The following is an 18,129-nucleotide window of genomic DNA, read 5'->3' as shown; positions in this document are numbered from 1 at the left end:
AACTCCTTATTTTTTCTTTGCTCCTGATAAAAGTTCAGAAAGCTGTTTCTCTGTTAAGTCGACTCTATAAAATAACTTGTAAAATTCTCTTGTTGTCTTTTCTATGTCCAACTCATAATAATCGGAATAAAGTAAATTCCCTAGCCAAGGAATTCCAATAATTCTATTGGCTGACGGAGGAATATCAAGCCAGTTATAAGGCAGACAGGGGGTTACGTAAATATCCTTATTTTTTACCGCTCTAACATTTTGCCATGCTTCTTGCCCTTTAGACATCATCTGGAAAATTTCTTCCCCCTGCATGTCCGTATGACCCATGCTGTAAGAAACAATTATGACTTCCGGATCACTTGTTAATACTTGTTCCATATTGACGCTGACTTTCCCGTAAAGGGTTTCTTTTGTATCTATTACACTTTCACCTCCCACAAGTTCAATTACTTCCATATGCGCAGATCCTTTGGCCGCTGTCTGCAATCCGTTACTTCCTTGCGCGTAATATATTTTTTTACGTTGATTTTGTGGTATTTTCTCTTTTATTTTTTTTGCTTCAGTTATAGTTTTTGTACAATAATCGCTTAATGTCTTTGCCCTATTAATCTCTCCTGTCAGCTTTCCTGTCAGCTCATAACAGTTTGGCAGGTTTTCTAATTTAATATCTCCCATAACCACAGGAATACCTAAAAGCTCTTGCAGTTCATCCGCTTGTTTGATCGTTGTTTTGTCTACGGTTGTAACTGTAAATATTACATCTGGATTTCTTTTTATTATTTCTTCTCTGCTGGCGCTGTCGTTACTTCCCTGCATGAGTCCTAAAACGGGAAGTCCTATATACTTAGGTTCAATATATTCTGCTTCAGCATCTGTAAGCTCAAGACACCATCCCAGTAACTTATCAGGAGCAGTAGTATAAAGCATAATTGCTCCCGGTTGTCCTGTGGAATAAATTTTATCTGCATTGACAGGAATAGTTACTTTTCTGCCTGCCATGTCAGTTATTTCTCTATATTGCTTATTTACTGATACTGAATTATCATTTTTACTTTTATTTTCGTTGTTACATCCCGTTAAACTAAGACAGGCTAAAGAAAATATTAAAATTATCAACAAATTTTTCATCAATACACCTATTTATCTATTAATTAATTAAAACATGGCATTAGTAGAGACATTAAATGCCTCTACTAATACTTTTATTATTTATTTTGTTTTCAATTTATTCTTTACTCTCTTTTTATATCCTTTCTATTAAAGCTGCAACTTCTGCTCTTGTAGCATTGCCCTTTGGATCTAAATTTCCATTGCCTTTACCGGTTAAAACTTCTGCTCCTAAAGCCCACTTTATACTGTCAGAAGCCCATGATGAAATTAAAGATGCATCTTTAAAATCTTTCGTATTCCCATTTGCTGACATATCTGCATTTTTCATTTTTTTATAACGATATAATACAGAAACCAACTGTTCACGAGTTATGGGGTCATTAGGTGCAAATGTACGTTGGCTGTAACCGTTAACAATATTATTTTTTACCGCCCAGCTTACTGAATCTGCATACCAAGATGAATTTGATATATCTTTAAACGCAGCATTATTATCAATATCCGGAGAATTTTCCATACGATATAAAATTGTTACAAGCATAGCTCTTGTAGTATTGTCATTTGGCTTAAATTGAGTCTTTGATACTCCGCTCATCAAGCCTTTTCTATTTATATTAGCTACAGCTTTAAAGAACCAATCCGTTTCCTTAACATCAGTAAATGGGTTATTCCATTCTAAGCTCTTATCATATCCTACTGCATAATAAGAAAAATGGTTTGTAGTAAAGGTTGCTTCTTTATTTTTAATGTCATAATCACAAGGCATATCAACTATTTCGCCCGAATCATTTATATACCATATAACAACACCTAAAGTTTGTTCTTTGTCCTTTAGTTCATATGGAAGAGTAACCGTTACTTCTCCTTCTCCAAAATTTGTAATATTTTCATTGCCTGTTTTTACTGTTAAACTGTAAATAGGTCTGTCTGATACTTTATCTCCTACAAGTTTTTTCTGTTTTTCGGAAAGATTTTCAGATTTTACTAAATCTATATTGATTTCTATATCTCCCTTATTTTTTTCTTTTAATACTTTTAATGCTTTTGTATCAAATAACACGGTTCCATTATCTGACTCAATTAACAAGGCTTTACCTTCATCAAGAATTTTTTTAATCTTATCTGTGTCTATTTTTTCTCCTGCTTTTATAATTTCCTTTTTTAAAGTTTTGCTGTCATTAGATGCTGTTGAATTCTCATCATCTTTCAACTGGTCACTTTTTATTATATATGTGCCTCCATGAGTAATATCAAATGTAAGGTAGCCATCTTCTACAGTTGCTGTAGTATTTGTAAAGTATGACTTTGGTTTATGGTGGCTTTGTACCCAGTCACCTGATTCCACATTGCTGTGCACAACTTTACCATCGCAAGAACCTGATTTATATTCAATTTCCACCTCTCCTTTTTCTATATAGCTTGATATATCTACAGAAATTTTGACTTTACCTTCAATAGCTGTACGGTTTACAAATTCAAGCTCAATAGTATCTCCATCTTTTTCTGTATCAATATATATATAATAAGGCTGTGCTACATCGCAAGAATTGAAATCATTACTATTAAAAGTCCATGAGAATAGCTCATCCCCATCATTATTCTTTTCAACATATACTTTATAGTATCCTTTAAAAGCTCCGCTTGCTAACTTATTGAAAAATTTCCATGCAATCTTTGATTGCTTTGTATCTCCCAGTTTTACTTTATATGGATTACTTTCACTGCCGCTTCCGCCGTCGGTTTTTCCATCATCTTTTAATATATATCTTTGATATTCAGGATAAAGTTTGGTACTTTTTGTAATAGGATCAGAAAATCTGAATTTATTTTTTAAATCTTCGTCTGTGTACCAATCTAAAACTAAATATCCATCTCCTCTATCATAAAATCCAAAAGGACAAATGTTAGTGTCTTCTGCAGGGTCTGTTGCTCTCTCTCCTTCCTTGACAGTTTGTGACGGTATCTTTGCAGAATCATATCCACTTTCAGTCTTTCCTGTGATAAATTCCACTGTATAAGTTCCTTCAATTGGTTTATCTGAACCACCGCCTGACGGATCATCTTCAGAAGAACCTCCCCCATTACTCCATTTTGCATAGAGAATAACGTCATCTGTGATTGGAGTATCAAAATCAAATGCTTCAGTTCGTTCTTCGTCGGTATACCAACCATCAAAAGTATTTCCTTCTTCTGTAGGATCATCAGGTTTGGTAACTATATATCCAGTTTCAGAGTCTAATATTTGAGGATAAATTGTACTTGGATAAATCTCCCCATCTTTATCCGAATTTGTTATAAATTCTACTGCATACTTTGTTCTTGGAGTATCATTTTCTGCTTTCACAAGCTCAAAATAACCGCCATTTTTTAAATCAAAGGTTATGTATCCGTCCTTTACCTCTGCTGATGTATTGTTTTTAATATATGTTGATTCAAGAGCCATCATATACTCGTCAGTAGGTTTAGGTGATAGTCCGTGATACAGATTAACATTGCCTGCACCAAGTAAGTAGTTAACATTTACTGTATCACCATTATTAAAATATTTGCTTACATCTAGTTTAAAGGTTACAGGCCCCGGAAAATCTCGCGTTTGTGTATGCATCATCAAAACTTTGTTTCCATCATCTCTTACAGCTTTTAACGTTTCAAGTGCAGCTTCATATCTTTCTGGATAGGTATCTGAAACATACAGAGTATGATAGGTTGTGTTAAGTATATCGCTAGGGGTGTCAAGGTAACCCTTTATCAGTGTATCTGATGGGTTAAGTAGTATTCCGTAGGTTCTCGGCGATCTAAACCAGCCTGCATGATAGCATGGCTTCAATCTACTGCCGTCGATAGTAAAAGAAGCTTCCAGTTTCCCTGTGGACTCATTTCTGTCTTCAACAACCATATAATAAGGTGTATGGTTGTTTGTAACCCCTTCTGTATCATATCCTGCAATTAAGCTTAACAAACGGAAGGTTAAGCTTACAGATTTAGGTTCTTCAGCGAGATTTAAAGCATCTTCTGTAAAAAATCTTGACATAATGGTAAGAGGTTCTTCTTCTGTCCCTCGGTTACTGCCTTTATACCTTAGCTCTTGTGGGGTCTGTCCAAATCCTGTAAGCTGATCTATTTTATATCCTTTGTCTGCAAGTGAAGATACCGTCTCGCCGCTGTCTGTAATAACATATTCTCCCTTAGGAATATAAAAATTAATTTTTTGACTCACTACAACAGCATATGTTGTATAACCGACAGCACTAGAAATTTTTACAACAGAAGCATTGGTAAATCCCATTTCAGATACTTCTGAAGTTTGGTTTCCTGATTCTGATGCTATATAATCAGGAGTTCCAACAATAGACCACTTTGCGTAAAGAGTTATTGTTGATGTTACCTTATCGTTTTCAAAATCCCAAGGAACGCTGCATTCTTCGTCCTTATACCACCCTTCAAAGTTAAAGCCTTCGCGTATAGGATCGCTCGGTTTATTTATCGTACTATTATTATCCGCTGCCAAATCTTCAATTTCATCTGCTCCATTAGTATCAAAGTTAACAGTATATTTAAGCACTACATTTACTTTTATAGTAGGTAAGTCTGTATTTGCTTTATAGCCCAGGGGAAGAACTGCCGTAAAGGTATATTCACCTACTTTATTTCCGTTATATTCATCTGATTTCCATGTAACATCAGGTATAGATACTGCTGTCGTTCCATCCTTTGTAGCAAACAATTTCTTGGGAAGTAGGTCAGCTACATAATTTGCCTGAGTTCCGATTGTTACTTCAGGTGTTTCTAAAATAACTTTGTCAAATGCAGTAAGCTCCCAATCTTTTTCAGAATCTGCACTTATGTAATTTGGAATGTTACCTATCTGTGTAATTTTATCAGAAAGATTTTTCAAAGTAGGAAGCTTTCCCTTTTCAAAATTCCAAACAGATTCATCCCAGTCCTTAACAGGCCAGTCTTCTGCCAAATCGTTTGCAGCTATGTCTTCTCCCTGTTTATCGCTTGCCATACATTCAGTATCAAGCAAGCCCATAAGATAAAGCGTATCTTCTCCATCATCATCTTTAGAGTATACTTTCATCCCTGTATAAGCGAAATTCTTTTTAAGTTCTCCTGTTACAAAAGTTGATTTGTCGGCAACTATACGTCCTACGTAAGTTCCATCTTCTGCCGTTACGGTGTCATTTAGCGCCACGCAGCCTCGTATATTGGTACCAGAAGCTACAGTTCCTGCAATGCCTCCAACGTGGTTCTTTCCTTTAACAGTCATTGTGGAGTAGCAATTTTCTATAGTTCCTTCGCTTTTCAGTTCACCGCAAATACCTCCAATGTTATTTTCTGTAGAATCTAAGGATCCTTCGGTATAGCAATTAGAAACCGTCCCTTTGGAAACAAGCCCACAAATTCCATATGAAGTTTCGCCAGATATTGTAGCACTCACATAGCATTGGTCTATTGTGTCACCACATTGGTCTGTTATTCCATAAGCACTATGATCAGCGGATAGATTTCCTTTAAACGAACATTTTAAAATGTTGCTTTCTTTGTCCAATATATTGGCAATTCCAGATATTTTCGGGGCCTTAAGATTTCCTCTTACATTGCAGCTTTCTACTATTGAAGATTCCATTGCTCCTACTAAAGCAGCTGCATATCTATTTGTGCCACTCTTTTTTTCTATTTCTAAATCTACATCTTTAAGATATAGGTTTTTAATGCTACCATCTCTTACCAGAGAAAACAATCCATAATACGTATATTCTGTAGGGAGATCAGCCAGCTTTAAACCAGAAATAGTACGATTGTTACCATCAAAATTGCCTTTAAAAGGAGTACTATTATCCTGATACACTGGAGGGAATGGAGGGGCTATAGTCTTTATTTCGTAACGACCAATTGGTGTCCAAAGTTTCCCTGATAAATCAACGTCTTCTGTCAATGTGACGTTTTTCCCTTCAAAGTCATCAATTTCTTGCCCATTTAGTCCTAGCACCAACACCGCCAGCCATGCCAGCCCTTCTGCTGAGCTTATTGAAACATTTCCTTCGTCGCCAACTGTAAAGCCATCTGGTTTTTCTGTTAAATTATCAGTCCAATATACAGCAGTTTCTGTAGAAGGTTCCGTCTCTTCTGCAGTTGTTTCAAGAAGTTTTATCTGCGTTTCTGTTGCTGCAGGTTTTATGGCAGAATCTGTAGTTGTTTCCTTGTCATTTGAAGAGATCTCGTTGTCATCTGCTGTTGCTGCAGCAGAATCCGTCTGTTCTTTGCCATCTGATTCCGAGCTCTCCGTTTCTATGGCAGAATCTGTAGCTGTCTGCTCGTTATCTACAATTTTATCAAGGGATTCTGTTTGTTCTTGTATATTTGTTTCTGCTGACCCAGTTTCATCTGCGTATGAAGCCGGCATCATCACACTGAACATCATAGCAAATATGAGCATAGCCGAAAGTACTCTTCGTATACTTTTACTTTTTTTGCTTTTCAAAATTTTACTCCTTTCAACATTCCATAAAACAGGGCAGAACATATAGTTCTGCCCCTTAAAATTTTATCTGGGGTTGTACTTTTTATACTACATCTATATGGTTATTACTTATAGATGTAGTATTCTCCTCCATGGTATGTTGTAAATGTAACATTGCCATCTGCATCAACAGTAGCATTGCTAGTTGTAAAAGTATTTGCAAATCCATCTAGGTAGTCAGGATCGCCGTAGTTGTTGTCTTGTACTTGGCTCCAGCTTGTTGCCTTATGTTTTGTATAACCATCACAACTACCATCTGCATATGCGATGGTAACATTTTCGCCATTTGTAAAGTTAGTGTGAACAGTTACATCCATAGCAACTGGGAATTTAGTTCTGCAACCCATATCAATAAGATCTGTAGTATTTGATAACTGATCTACTTTAATACCTAAATAATAAGGCTGGGTATTCACTAAGCTTTGATCAATATTACCAGCATCAAAGTTATAAGCATATTCCAATCTGTTAGAATCATCATTATTCACATACTGTTGTATGCTGCAATTTCCCGCAGTGGTAATATCAGGATTTTCTACATCATCAAAAAACTTCCAAGCGATCTTTTCCAAATGGTCACCACTTGTAGTCCAATCACTTGTATCGTCATAATCCATATATACTTTATTAGGATTTGAAGATTGGTAAGGTGTATCCGGTTGTAAAATTTCCACTGTAGTAAGCGATGCTGCAAAAGCCTGAGAACCCATGCACACTACTAGTGCCCCCGCTGCAAATAAAGTTGTAAGTTTTTTAGAAAAAAGTGTTTTTTTCATTTTAAATCAATCCTCTCTTTTTAAAATTCTTTCTTTTTAAAATTTATTATATTTTCATCAATATTCCTAAGCATACTGTAATAAGTTTTCAAAAACTACTTTCTCTAACCCCCCAGATAATATGCAGTTTTTGCTTTCTTGTATGACCTGTGTAATCCCACTAACCCAAGTTTTTAAGTACACCAAAAATTAATGATGAAAAAATAAGCGAAAAGTTTTATGAAAAGGAGTACAAACTTGAACGGCTCCTTTTTTAGACACACACAAAGTTTTATGAAATAAGATGGATTATAAGAAAACATCCCTCCCTTTTTTACCTTATATAATCTATTATTTTTTAATTAGTCCTTTATAAATACTTTTTACTGTTTTAGAGGTTAGTTTTCCTAACCTATTTTTTTATTTATGGTTAGCATTGGCTAACCATTGTCCATTTTTTTAAGTTAGCTTTCGCTAACCTTTGCATATTTTTTATGGGTTAGCTTTGACTAACCCGTTGACAAATTTATTATATATACATTAGCAATTATTGTCAATAATAAAAGTTAATTTTTTAAAAAATTTTTCATTTAACTTTCACCAGTTTTTCACAATAGCAAAAATATAACAGAGAAAGACATATAACATTTTTATATATCAATCTCTGCTATTGTAATCTTTAACTGTTTATTTTTAATTCATCTTAATTATGCTACATCATTGACATTTTTCTACATTCTTGTGCGCATCCATTACATATTTCCGAACACTTTTTACAGTGATTTTCACTAAACATTGCACATTCTTGTGCGCACTTTTCACAAACATTAGCACATAAAGCACAATATTCTTTTGAAAATTGCCCACTCATCGACATATTTTCTATTGAAAGTTGACAAAGGCTTGCACATTCAATTAAAGTCTTGATGCAATTTATCCTTACCTTAACATCTTCTTCATTTAAACAAGCATCAAAACATTCATAGCATGCTTGTGCGCATATTACACATACATCTATACATGACTGCATATTATCTGTTTTATTTGTTACTCTACCCATAAATAATAACCTCCTGTTTTATAAAAAATAAACTAGTATAAATATTATTTACAAGTTATTATTTTTTATACTTTAATAAGCTACAGCATAAAAATAAATAATCTATCCTTATTAAAGATTCCTCTTCACGAAAGCAAATGCAAATTCTGTTATTTTATACTTATTAAAATGTTTAGTTTTATGCTGCCACTCATTTTATATATTTTTAAATGATTTTGGAGTAAGGTAAAATAGTTTAGATTATAAAATAAAAAAGTAAATAAAGAAATAATGAAATATGCTTCCTGCAAGTACAAATAAATGCCATACCCCATGCATATATGGTGGTTTTGCAGCTCTGTAAAAAAGAACTCCTATAGAATATAAAATTCCTCCTAAAAGTAATAGCATAAAACCTTGGAAATTAATCACACTCAGAAGTGGTTTAATTGCAGCAATAATAGACCATCCCATAGCTAAATAACATATGAGCGAAAGTTTATGCCATTTACTTACACTAATAGCGTTAAGAGTAATTCCAAGTATAGTAAAAAAAGCATTTACCAAAAATAATATCCATCCGATTTTTCCACCTAGCAAAGACAGACATATAGGCGTATAAGTACCTAATATTAAAATAAAAACAGAACAGTGATCCATTACCTGCATTACTTTCTTGGCTCTTATATTTGTTATAGCATGATAGACGCATGACATGGTATAAAGTTCAATTAAACTGAATCCATATATGGAAAAGCTTACTATATCAATTGCGCTACCCATGTAACAAGCCCTTATAATAAGTAAAACCGTACCTGCAACTGCAAATAGTACCCCTAAGCCGTGGCTAATAGAATTAAAAATTTCTTCCCCTTTACTTTGATCATTAAAGGTCTCAATCTTTAAAGTCATTTTTTATCCCCCCTAATTTTAAAAAATCATTAATTACAGCAACGCTGTTTCAATCATAGAAACCATTATAACATGACACAAGCTTCCAAGCATGTTTCAATAGTTTCCACTTTACAGCAACGCTGTCTCAATCATAGAAACTATTATAACATTTTTTTCATAAGAATCATCATTTTTCATTTATAATTAGTAAACAATATATTGAACCAATACAAATGACGTTATATAATAAAAAGAATGAAAACAAATGGAGGATAATATGGACTATAATAAATTGGCAGATATGCTTTTTCCTAATATAAATAAACAACCTGAGGAATACGAAGAAAGGTACCCTGAAAGAAACCTTCCCGATGGTGCAAAAGTTACAAGACTAGGACCAAGTCCTACAGGGTTTATACACCTTGGTAATCTTTATGGTGCTTTTGTAGATGAAAGGCTTGCACATCTAAGCGATGGCATCTTTTATCTTAGAATTGAAGATACTGATGACAAAAGAGAAGTGGAAGGCGCTGTGGAAGCTGTAATTTCTTCATTAGATTACTTTGGTTTGAAATTTGATGAAGGTGCTACTATATCTGGCGAAAAGGGCTCTTATGGTCCTTATCATCAAAGTAAGCGTGGTGAAATCTATCAATGTTTTGTAAAGCTAATGATACAAAAGGGACAAGCTTACCCATGTTTTCTTACAGAAGATGAAATCACAAAGATACGTGAAGAACAAGAAAGCCAAAAACTAACTCCCGGAATTTACGGTAAATGGGCAAAACACAGAAATCTTTCCTTAGAAGAAGTGGAAAAAAGAATTAATGCTAAAGAACAATACGTAATACGTTTTCGCTCTGAAGGAAGCTTAGAAAATTATTTTTCAATAGAGGACGGTGTAAGAGGTACTCTTTCTATGCCTGAAAATAATTTAGATGTTGTTATTTTAAAGAAAACAGGTATACCAACCTACCACTTTGCCCATGTTGTTGATGATCACCTTATGAGAACAACTCATGTAATTCGCGGAGAAGAATGGCTTTCATCTCTGCCGATACATGTTGCATTGTTTAACGCAATGAATTGGGAATTACCTACTTATTGTCATAGTACAGTATTAATGAAAATGGAAGGCGAAACAAAACGCAAGCTTTCAAAAAGAAAAGATCCTGAATTATCTTTAAATTACTATAAAAGCGAAGGATATCATCCAGCGGCAGTTAGAGAATATCTTTTGACTATTTTAAATTCTAACTTTGAAGAATGGAGAATCGAAAATCCAGAAAGCTCAATTGATGAATTTAATTTTACAACTGATAAAATGAGTAATTCAGGTACATTATTTGATCTTGACAAGTTAAATGATATAAGTAAAGAAGTTTTAGTAAAAATTCCTGCCTCTGAGCTTTGCCAATTTTTAATCAAGTGGGCTTCAGAACATGAACCAGAATTAGAAAACTTATTTAAAGGGAACGAAGATTATTTAACTAAAATTTTGGATTTAGGCAGATCAGGCAAAAAACCTAGAAAAGATTTAATTTATGCAAAACAAATCTTTGAATTTATCAGCTACTTCTATGATGATTATTTTAAAAGAGAAGATAAAGATCCTGAGAACATTACTTTAGAAGATCATAATGCAATACTCTCTGCATATTTAGAGAGTTACGACCATAATGATGATCAAAATGAATGGTTTAATAAAATCAGAGAAATAGCAAAATCTAACGGATATGCGGAAAAGCCTAAAGATTTTAAGAAAAATCCTGATATGTATAAAGGTCATGTCGGTGATGTAAGTACGGTAATACGTATTGCACTTATGGGAAGATCCATGTCTCCTGACATTTGGGAAATTCAGCAGATTCTTGGAGAAGAACGTACAAGAGAAAGAATTAAAAGCTGTATAAATAACTAATATTTTAAAATTATGCTTGCTTTCTTATATTTAATTTAAAATTTATTTTTATATTAATAGCACCTTTTTAGCTCTAACTTCATACTTTATAATACAAACAAAATTTTTAAGAAGCAGGTGATTAATAATGTCAGACAGATGTGGACTCCTTTCCGGAGGTTGTGGAGGAATTGATACCAGCTTATTATTCTTCTTTCTACTACTGGTTATCATTTTCTGTAACTGCAACAGCTATTCATGTTGCTAAAACTACTACACAATGTAAAAACCTAAAAAGCCCCTCTGGCATTTGCCAGCGGGGACTTTTTTTATAATATTTTTTTATTCTTTTATAAATTCCAACTGTTTAAATATTTTACTTGCTCTTCTGTAAGTTTATCTATGTCTATTCCCCATGCAGCTAATTTTCTTGTTGCTACAATTTCATCAATTTCTTCCGAAACATCTATAACTTTGTTTTCTAATTTATCTTTATTATTCTTAATATATAAAGCTGATAAGCATTGTACCGCAAAACTCATATCCATAATTTCTGCCGGATGACCATCTGCTGCTGCAATGTTAACAAGCTTCCCTTCAGCTATAATATTTATCCACTTACCGTTTGACAATTTATAGCCCATTATATTTTTACGTGTTTCTTTCTTCTCGATTGCTTCTTTTTCTACTGATTCCATATCAATTTCAACATTGAAGTGTCCTGCATTTGTTAATATAGCTCTTTCCTTCATAGTAAGCATATGCTCCATAGTAATAACTTTATTACAACCTGTGGCAGCTACGAATATATCTCCATGAGGTGCTGCTTCTTTCATTGTCATAACAGCATAGCCATCCATCCTTGCTTCAATAGCCCTAACAGGATTGATTTCAGTTACAATAACACTTGCACCTAAAGCAGCCGCTCTCATTGCAATACCTCTACTGCACCAGCCATATCCTGCAACAACTACAGTTTTTCCTGCAACAATTAAATTTGTATTTCTCATTATACTGTCCCAAACAGATTGACCTGTTCCATACCTATTATCAAACATATGCTTGCACTGCGCATCATTTACAGCTACCATTGGGAATTTTAAAATCCCTTCATTTTCCATGGCTTTTAATCTGATTACTCCTGTTGTGGTTTCCTCACAGCCACCCCAAACTTCTTCTCCTAAGTCAGGTCTTTTATTATGAATCAGCCCTACTAGATCTCCGCCATCGTCTATTATTATATTTGGTTTATGCTCAAGTGTCATTTCAATGTGTCTGTCATATTCTTCCTGAGTTGCGCCATGATAAGCATATACCTTCATGCCTTCTTTTGCTAAAGCTGCCGCAACATCATCTTGTGTGGAAAGAACATTGCTTCCTGTAACTGACATATCAGCTCCACCGGATGCAAGAACTTCACATAAATAAGCCGTCTTCGCCTCAAGATGTACAGATAAAGAGATTTTTATTCCCTCAAAAGGCTTTGTCTTTAAAAATTCATCTTCTAAACCTCTTAAAATAGGCATATTATTTCTAACCCACTCAATCTTTTGTCTCCCAGAAGGTGCTAAATTAATATCTCTGATTTCATTTTGTATCATAATTTTTTCTCCTTTTCTGTGAAATAATAAAATAGTTTTTGTTTATTTTACTGTATTTAGTAATTTATCGGCTCCTGTTACCGCAAAATATGTAAGTTCTGTTTCATGTACCCATTTATATGGAATTTCCAAACTTCCAAGATGTGCTCCCAAAAGATTCCCACAAATTGATGATATAGTATCCTTGTTTCCTGAATAATGTGATGCTACGTTTATTGCCATTTCAAAATCATTTTCAAATTTTAAAGAACAATATAATGCTAAAGCCATGGCTTCACTTCCAATCCAGCCTGTCCCAAGTTGCTCCATTGCCGTTTGACAATCTGTATCACTTTTTGCTAATAAGATTGCTTTCTTTAAGATAGCATATATCTCACCTTTTTCATCGTCCTTTTTTAATTCAGCTAAAGCCCCCATAGCTGATGATTCAATATCCTCACCTTTTAATATATCTGAAATTATATAAGCTAAAAAGCCTGCTGGTAGAAATCCTTTTGGATTACCGTGTGTAATGGCACCGCCTTGACAACCCATGTTGTAAGCTTCCTTTGAATCTTTACAAAAATACATGCCAATAGGTGCTGCTCTCATGACTGCTCCACAGCTTTTACTGTTATTTATTCTATTTTTAATAGTTCCATATTTTCCATTTATACTGCCCGCAAGGGATTCTAGACTTGTATTTCCTACTCCTCTTCTTGCGAACAATTCCTCACACTCAAGGATTTCACTTGGAAATAAAAAATCATAATTTTTGTCAGCAAAACTTCCTGTCTGCGTGTATAGCCACTTTTGATAAGAATAAAACAGGCAAGGGATATAAGCATACACCCCTCTTTTATTTGCTTTATGATCTGCCCAAATAAGTCCATCCACTGTAAAAAAAGTGAGCTGAGAATTATCTGAAATTAATTTTTTTTCACCTTCATAAACACCATAACCTTCTGCATCTCCTACTACTCCGCCTAACAAACAGCCTCTGTAATAATCCTTGCTAATTTTCATTATTTACCCTCCACAATTTCAACTTTCATTTGAAAATCTTTTAAAACTTTGCATCTTTCCTTATAGTCAGGCATAATCTCATTAACAACATGCCAAAACCTTTTTGAATGATTCATTTCTTTCAAATGAGCTAATTCGTGTACAACAATATAATCAATTACTTCCTTCGGAGCAAATATTAATCGGTATGTAAAATTAATATTACCTTTTTCGCTGCAAGATCCCCATCTAGATTTAGCTTTATTTACTCTAATCCTATTATAATTAACTCCCATCCTCATTGAATAGTATTCACAACGGGTTCTTAAATAAGATTCTGCTTTATTTTTATATTGCAACACTTCTTCCTGCGAAAGTTTAATTATCTGTCTGTTCTCCCTTTTAATCTCTAATCGTTTTTTACTGTTTATAATCCAAGCTGATTTTTTGTTTACAAAATTATTAATATAATCTATGCTAACGCTGTACGGTGCTCTAACTTCAACATTTCCATTTGATTTCACATAAAGAGATAATGTTTTTCTTCTAGATCTAATCAATTGGTATTCTATCATTTTAGTTCCTTCTACTCATTAATTGTGCTTTTAAACGGTTTAGTAGTATCCATATGTCCCATAAGGCTTTCTACCACTTCTCCGTCTACTAAAAATTGAACTTGATCGATTTCATCAAAACTATTAGTTAGTGTTTCTACTATTTGATTTATCAATAACATTTCTTCTAAAGAGCCACCGTTTAAGCCTTCATTCTTTAAATCCACATATGCAGTTCCTTCTTTTACTTTGATATCATTAAATTGAATATTATCACTAATCATTGTTTCATATCCTTCGCCGTCTGGTACACTGCGAAGATAAGTATCAATTGTATCCAAATACTGCTCACCTTCATAAGCTTTAAATTCAGAGACGTCAACTTTTACAAGTTTGTCTAAACTCTCATCTCCATTGAGAAGATATTCCTCATTTATGAAATACAGCTGAGCACTATAGCTCTTTTTTTCTGTGGCATCAGCTTCCTTTCCTTTAAGCGAACATGCCATAAAACTAAAAGCTACTATGAAACATAATAAAATTAATAAGATTTTTTTGTTTTTCATTACCCTTTTCCCCCTCGTTTAATTTAACTTATCATTAATTAATGGTCTTGATGTATCAATCACATCATCCACATTAAAATAATGCTGATTAACTTCTTCTTTTCTGTTTGTCATTGTAAATCCATCTAAATTTACTCTTGGCATTATAATATTATCTGAGTTCACAATAATTTTTCTTTCATTTCCTACATTACAAAAAATATTAAATCCTGACTCAATTATATATCTATATCTTGGGTCATTGTTATTAAGACAATAACCAAAAGGAGATATATAAATATTTGTTTTACCAACCCAAGGTTCTATTTTTTGTTTCCATTCATCAATATCTGATCTCATCTGCGCCATTGTCACTTTACCAGTCCTAAAATAGCCGTTATGAGTATAGCTATGGCAAGCAAAAAGCCAGCCGTTTTCTTTCATTTTATCAGCAATTTTCTTTACCATTTGCTGATCCTCTTTTTCAGAAGGTAAATTATCTGTAATTCTATATCCCAAGGCACCTTCATAGCCGGTTAATGCAATTGTTCCTTTTGCTCCTCGCCACGAAAATTCAGGATGCTTAGCAACATAATCGTCTAATATAGGTATAACATCACCGTCTCTTGTAATCTTCGTTTCTCCACCAGGTGTAACTACTTGTGTAGAAACTCTTCCCTTGTCATCCAATACTAATTTTTCGGCAAATCCGTCAAGTTTCATATATTCATAATAATTTACATCATCCACAGATATTACGAGGGGAATTTTGCCCGGCGGCAGATATATATCCTTTAACTTAATCTTGTTTTGTGAATCCATTTCGATATAGTCTGATAATTTATAAAGTACATATCCTCGTTTTAATAACTCCGGCAGCATTTTTTTAAATTCACTCACCGTAGTCATCCACATATTATACCCTTCTGCCGGATGACCCTTGTCGTCAAAAGCCAGCTCGGGATAAATTATAAGACTGTGAAAAAATACATGCTCTACAGAACCTTCATATTTAACTAAAGATGATTTTGCATTTTCTATTTTAGCTATTTCGGCTTTAATTCTGTCATCATCCTTACTTTCCAATTTTATGTTTTCATTTAATAATGCTAAAGCTTCATCATAATAATAACCTTTGTAAAGTTTTTCTGCTTTGGTAATTAGTTCTGTTTGGAGTTTTTCATTTCTTGCCTTGATTTCTGCTTTTTCCCTTGCATCTGCTACAGAGTTTATCACTTGTTCTGCTATAAAAAATCCAAGTGCAATTACAATAACTAAACTACCTAAAATTATACATAGTTTTTTTATATTTCTATCTTTATCTTCTTTTGTTTTGACTTCACAAGTCATAACATGTCTCCACCTTTACAAATTAGATAATTACTATTCTACTGTAACAGATTTAGCTAAATTCTTTGGTTTATCAATGTCACAGCCTCTCAGCTTAGAAATATAATAAGCTAGAATCTGTAATGGTACTACGGAAAGTAAAGGTGAAACTTCATCCATACACTGAGGAATATAAATTACTCTGTCAGACTGAGTTTCAATATCCTTATTGTTTTCCTTTGCAAGACCAATTACATAAGCCCCTCTTGCTTTTACTTCTTGAATATTGGAAAGCATCTTCTCAAAAAGCTTATCTTGTGTAGCTAGTGCAATTACCAATGTACCCTGCTCTATTAAAGCAATTGTTCCGTGCTTTAATTCTCCGGCTGCAATAGCAAATGAATTTATATATGATATTTCTTTTAACTTTAATGATCCTTCGTATGAAACTCCAGCATCAGGTCCTCTGCCTATAAAGAAAACTTGTTCTCTTTTATATAGATCCTTTGCCATTTCATATATATCCTGCTCTTTATTTAAAATGGTATTTAACTTTTCTGGAATTTCCTTTAGTTCTTCTATATATTTATCATAAAGCTCTTTTTCTATAATTTCCTTTGTCTTTGCCATATATAATGCTATTAAATACATGCACACAAGCTGTGTAGTATATGCCTTTGTGGATGCCACTGCAATCTCAGGTCCTGCCCAAGTATAAAAGACATCGTCTGATTCTCTTGCAACTGAACTTCCAACCACATTTACAACAGATAGAATTCTTGCCCCTTTGCTCTTTGCCTCTCTTAACGCTGCTAAAGTATCAAGGGTTTCTCCTGACTGACTTATTGCAATAAATAAAGTATTTTCATCCACAAAAGGATCCCTGTATCTGAACTCTGATGCAACATCAACCTCCACAGGAATTTTCGCTAATTTCTCTATTATAAATTTGCCTACAAGCCCTGCATGATATGCAGTACCACAAGCTACTATATACACCTTATTGAATTTTTCCAGATCATTTTTAGAAAGTTTAATTCCATCTAATTTAATCATACCATCTTCATCAAGACGTCTATTTAAAGTTTCTGAAATTCCTTTAGGCTGTTCATGTATCTCTTTAAGCATGAAATGGTCATAGCCTTCTTTTTCAGCCGCATCTGCATCCCAAGTTACATTAAAAACATCTCTTTTAACTTCTTCTCTGTCAGCATTATAAATCTTTACATCATTTTTAGTTAAAACAACGGTTTCATTATTTTCAATTAAATAGATTTTTCTTACATGTTTTAATAAAGCAGGAATATCAGATGCAATAAAGTTACACCCATCTCCGAGGCCTGCAATAAGAGGAGCATCTCTTCTCACCGCCACAATTTTATCAGGTTCATTTGCTGATACTACACCAATAGCATATGCACCTCGCATTTTTTCTACTGCCTTATAAACTGCATCTGTCAAATCATCTTCATAAAAAACACTTATAAGATGTGCTATAACTTCTGTGTCTGTTTCTGAACGAAAAACAATATTATGATTTTTTATTAACCACTCTTTAAGTTCTATGTAGTTTTCAATAATACCATTATGAACTACGGCAATTGAATTATCCATATTACTGTGTGGATGTGAATTAACATCAGAAGGAGCCCCATGAGTAGCCCATCTTGTATGTCCTATTCCAACATGACTTGTAAATTTTTTGTCCTTTATTTTTTCTTCTAAATTTGCAATTCTTCCTTTTACTTTTTCTACTAGAATTTTATGATCTTCATACACTGCGATTCCCGAAGAATCGTATCCTCTGTATTCTAATTTTTTTAATCCATCAATAATAATTTCTGTAGCATTCCCATCACCAATATATCCTACTATACCGCACATAATTCATATCCTCCTATCT

Annotated in this window: 12 protein-coding genes; 1 reads left to right on the top strand and 11 read right to left on the bottom strand. The window is 33.6% G+C overall.

Annotated features, from left to right (window positions below; all coding sequences use genetic code 11):
• Nucleotides 1–6: 6 nt before the first annotated feature.
• The 5 genes from K292_RS0106800 to trhA form a co-directional block, all read right to left on the bottom strand.
• Nucleotides 7–1,119 (bottom strand): ABC transporter substrate-binding protein, encoded by a 1,113-nt coding sequence (locus K292_RS0106800; RefSeq protein WP_037372730.1) that lies wholly within the window; start codon nt 1,117–1,119, stop codon nt 7–9.
• Nucleotides 1,120–1,234: 115 nt separating this feature from the next.
• Nucleotides 1,235–6,586 (bottom strand): S-layer homology domain-containing protein, encoded by a 5,352-nt coding sequence (locus K292_RS17800; protein WP_169515439.1) that lies wholly within the window; start codon nt 6,584–6,586, stop codon nt 1,235–1,237.
• Nucleotides 6,587–6,690: 104 nt separating this feature from the next.
• Nucleotides 6,691–7,401, bottom strand: a complete 711-nt coding sequence (locus K292_RS0106790) for a hypothetical protein (protein WP_027399207.1) — start codon at nt 7,399–7,401, stop codon at nt 6,691–6,693.
• 691 nt (nt 7,402–8,092) lie between these two features.
• Nucleotides 8,093–8,440, bottom strand: coding sequence for a four-helix bundle copper-binding protein (locus K292_RS0106785; RefSeq protein ID WP_027399206.1), 348 nt, complete (start codon nt 8,438–8,440; stop codon nt 8,093–8,095).
• Between the two features lie 240 nt (nt 8,441–8,680).
• On the bottom strand, nt 8,681–9,331 hold the full coding sequence (gene trhA / locus K292_RS0106780; protein WP_027399205.1) for a PAQR family membrane homeostasis protein TrhA: 651 nt from the start codon (nt 9,329–9,331) through the stop codon (nt 8,681–8,683).
• A gap of 259 nt (nt 9,332–9,590) precedes the next feature.
• Here trhA and gltX point away from each other — a divergent pair, with 259 nt between their 5' ends.
• Nucleotides 9,591–11,234, top strand: a complete 1,644-nt coding sequence (gltX, locus tag K292_RS0106775; protein WP_027399204.1) for a glutamate--tRNA ligase — start codon at nt 9,591–9,593, stop codon at nt 11,232–11,234.
• A gap of 329 nt (nt 11,235–11,563) precedes the next feature.
• Here gltX and K292_RS0106770 read toward each other — a convergent pair whose 3' ends face one another.
• Genes K292_RS0106770 through glmS form a run of 6 tightly spaced genes read right to left on the bottom strand, consistent with a single transcriptional unit; the run spans nt 11,564 to nt 18,110 of the window.
• On the bottom strand, nt 11,564–12,814 hold the full coding sequence (locus K292_RS0106770) for an adenosylhomocysteinase (RefSeq protein ID WP_330364934.1): 1,251 nt from the start codon (nt 12,812–12,814) through the stop codon (nt 11,564–11,566).
• 42 nt (nt 12,815–12,856) lie between these two features.
• Nucleotides 12,857–13,819: an ADP-ribosylglycohydrolase family protein gene (locus K292_RS0106765; protein ID WP_027399202.1), complete on the bottom strand. Its 963-nt coding sequence runs from the start codon at nt 13,817–13,819 to the stop codon at nt 12,857–12,859.
• Entirely contained in the window at nt 13,819–14,373 is a 555-nt protein-coding gene (locus K292_RS0106760; protein WP_027399201.1) for a M48 family metallopeptidase, read from the bottom strand. The genes K292_RS0106765 and K292_RS0106760 overlap by 1 nt, the downstream gene beginning before the upstream one ends.
• 11 nt (nt 14,374–14,384) lie before the next feature.
• Nucleotides 14,385–14,918, bottom strand: coding sequence for a GerMN domain-containing protein (locus K292_RS17795; protein ID WP_027399200.1), 534 nt, complete (start codon nt 14,916–14,918; stop codon nt 14,385–14,387).
• Between the two features lie 18 nt (nt 14,919–14,936).
• A complete protein-coding gene (locus K292_RS16280) occupies nt 14,937–16,247 on the bottom strand; it encodes a polysaccharide deacetylase family protein (protein ID WP_051280452.1) in 1,311 nt (436 codons plus the stop codon).
• A 33-nt stretch (nt 16,248–16,280) separates the two neighbouring features.
• Nucleotides 16,281–18,110, bottom strand: coding sequence for a glutamine--fructose-6-phosphate transaminase (isomerizing) (gene glmS / locus K292_RS0106745; RefSeq protein WP_027399199.1), 1,830 nt, complete (start codon nt 18,108–18,110; stop codon nt 16,281–16,283).
• Between the last annotated feature and the right edge of the window lie 19 nt (nt 18,111–18,129).

It is taken from the genome of Anaerovorax odorimutans DSM 5092 (genome assembly GCF_000426305.1).
GTDB classification, from domain to species: Bacteria; Bacillota; Clostridia; order Peptostreptococcales; family Anaerovoracaceae; genus Anaerovorax; species Anaerovorax odorimutans.
The sequence above is the reverse complement of the archived record's forward strand: the minus strand, read 5'-3'. Positions and strand labels throughout refer to the sequence as shown.

Bases quoted from the DNA above. Each gene is read 5' to 3' on its own strand.
- gltX (WP_027399204.1), top strand. From the start codon at position 9,591: ATGGACTATAATAAATTGGCAGATATGCTTTTTCCTAATATAAATAAA.
- K292_RS0106770 (WP_330364934.1), bottom strand. From the start codon at position 12,814: ATGATACAAAATGAAATCAGAGATATTAATTTAGCACCTTCTGGGAGA.
- K292_RS0106790 (WP_027399207.1), bottom strand. From the start codon at position 7,401: ATGAAAAAAACACTTTTTTCTAAAAAACTTACAACTTTATTTGCAGCG.
- trhA (WP_027399205.1), bottom strand. From the start codon at position 9,331: ATGACTTTAAAGATTGAGACCTTTAATGATCAAAGTAAAGGGGAAGAA.
- K292_RS17795 (WP_027399200.1), bottom strand. From the start codon at position 14,918: ATGAAAAACAAAAAAATCTTATTAATTTTATTATGTTTCATAGTAGCT.
- K292_RS16280 (WP_051280452.1), bottom strand. From the start codon at position 16,247: ATGACTTGTGAAGTCAAAACAAAAGAAGATAAAGATAGAAATATAAAA.
- K292_RS0106760 (WP_027399201.1), bottom strand. From the start codon at position 14,373: ATGATAGAATACCAATTGATTAGATCTAGAAGAAAAACATTATCTCTT.
- K292_RS0106785 (WP_027399206.1), bottom strand. From the start codon at position 8,440: ATGGGTAGAGTAACAAATAAAACAGATAATATGCAGTCATGTATAGAT.
- K292_RS0106765 (WP_027399202.1), bottom strand. From the start codon at position 13,819: ATGAAAATTAGCAAGGATTATTACAGAGGCTGTTTGTTAGGCGGAGTA.
- K292_RS0106800 (WP_037372730.1), bottom strand. From the start codon at position 1,119: ATGAAAAATTTGTTGATAATTTTAATATTTTCTTTAGCCTGTCTTAGT.
- glmS (WP_027399199.1), bottom strand. From the start codon at position 18,110: ATGTGCGGTATAGTAGGATATATTGGTGATGGGAATGCTACAGAAATT.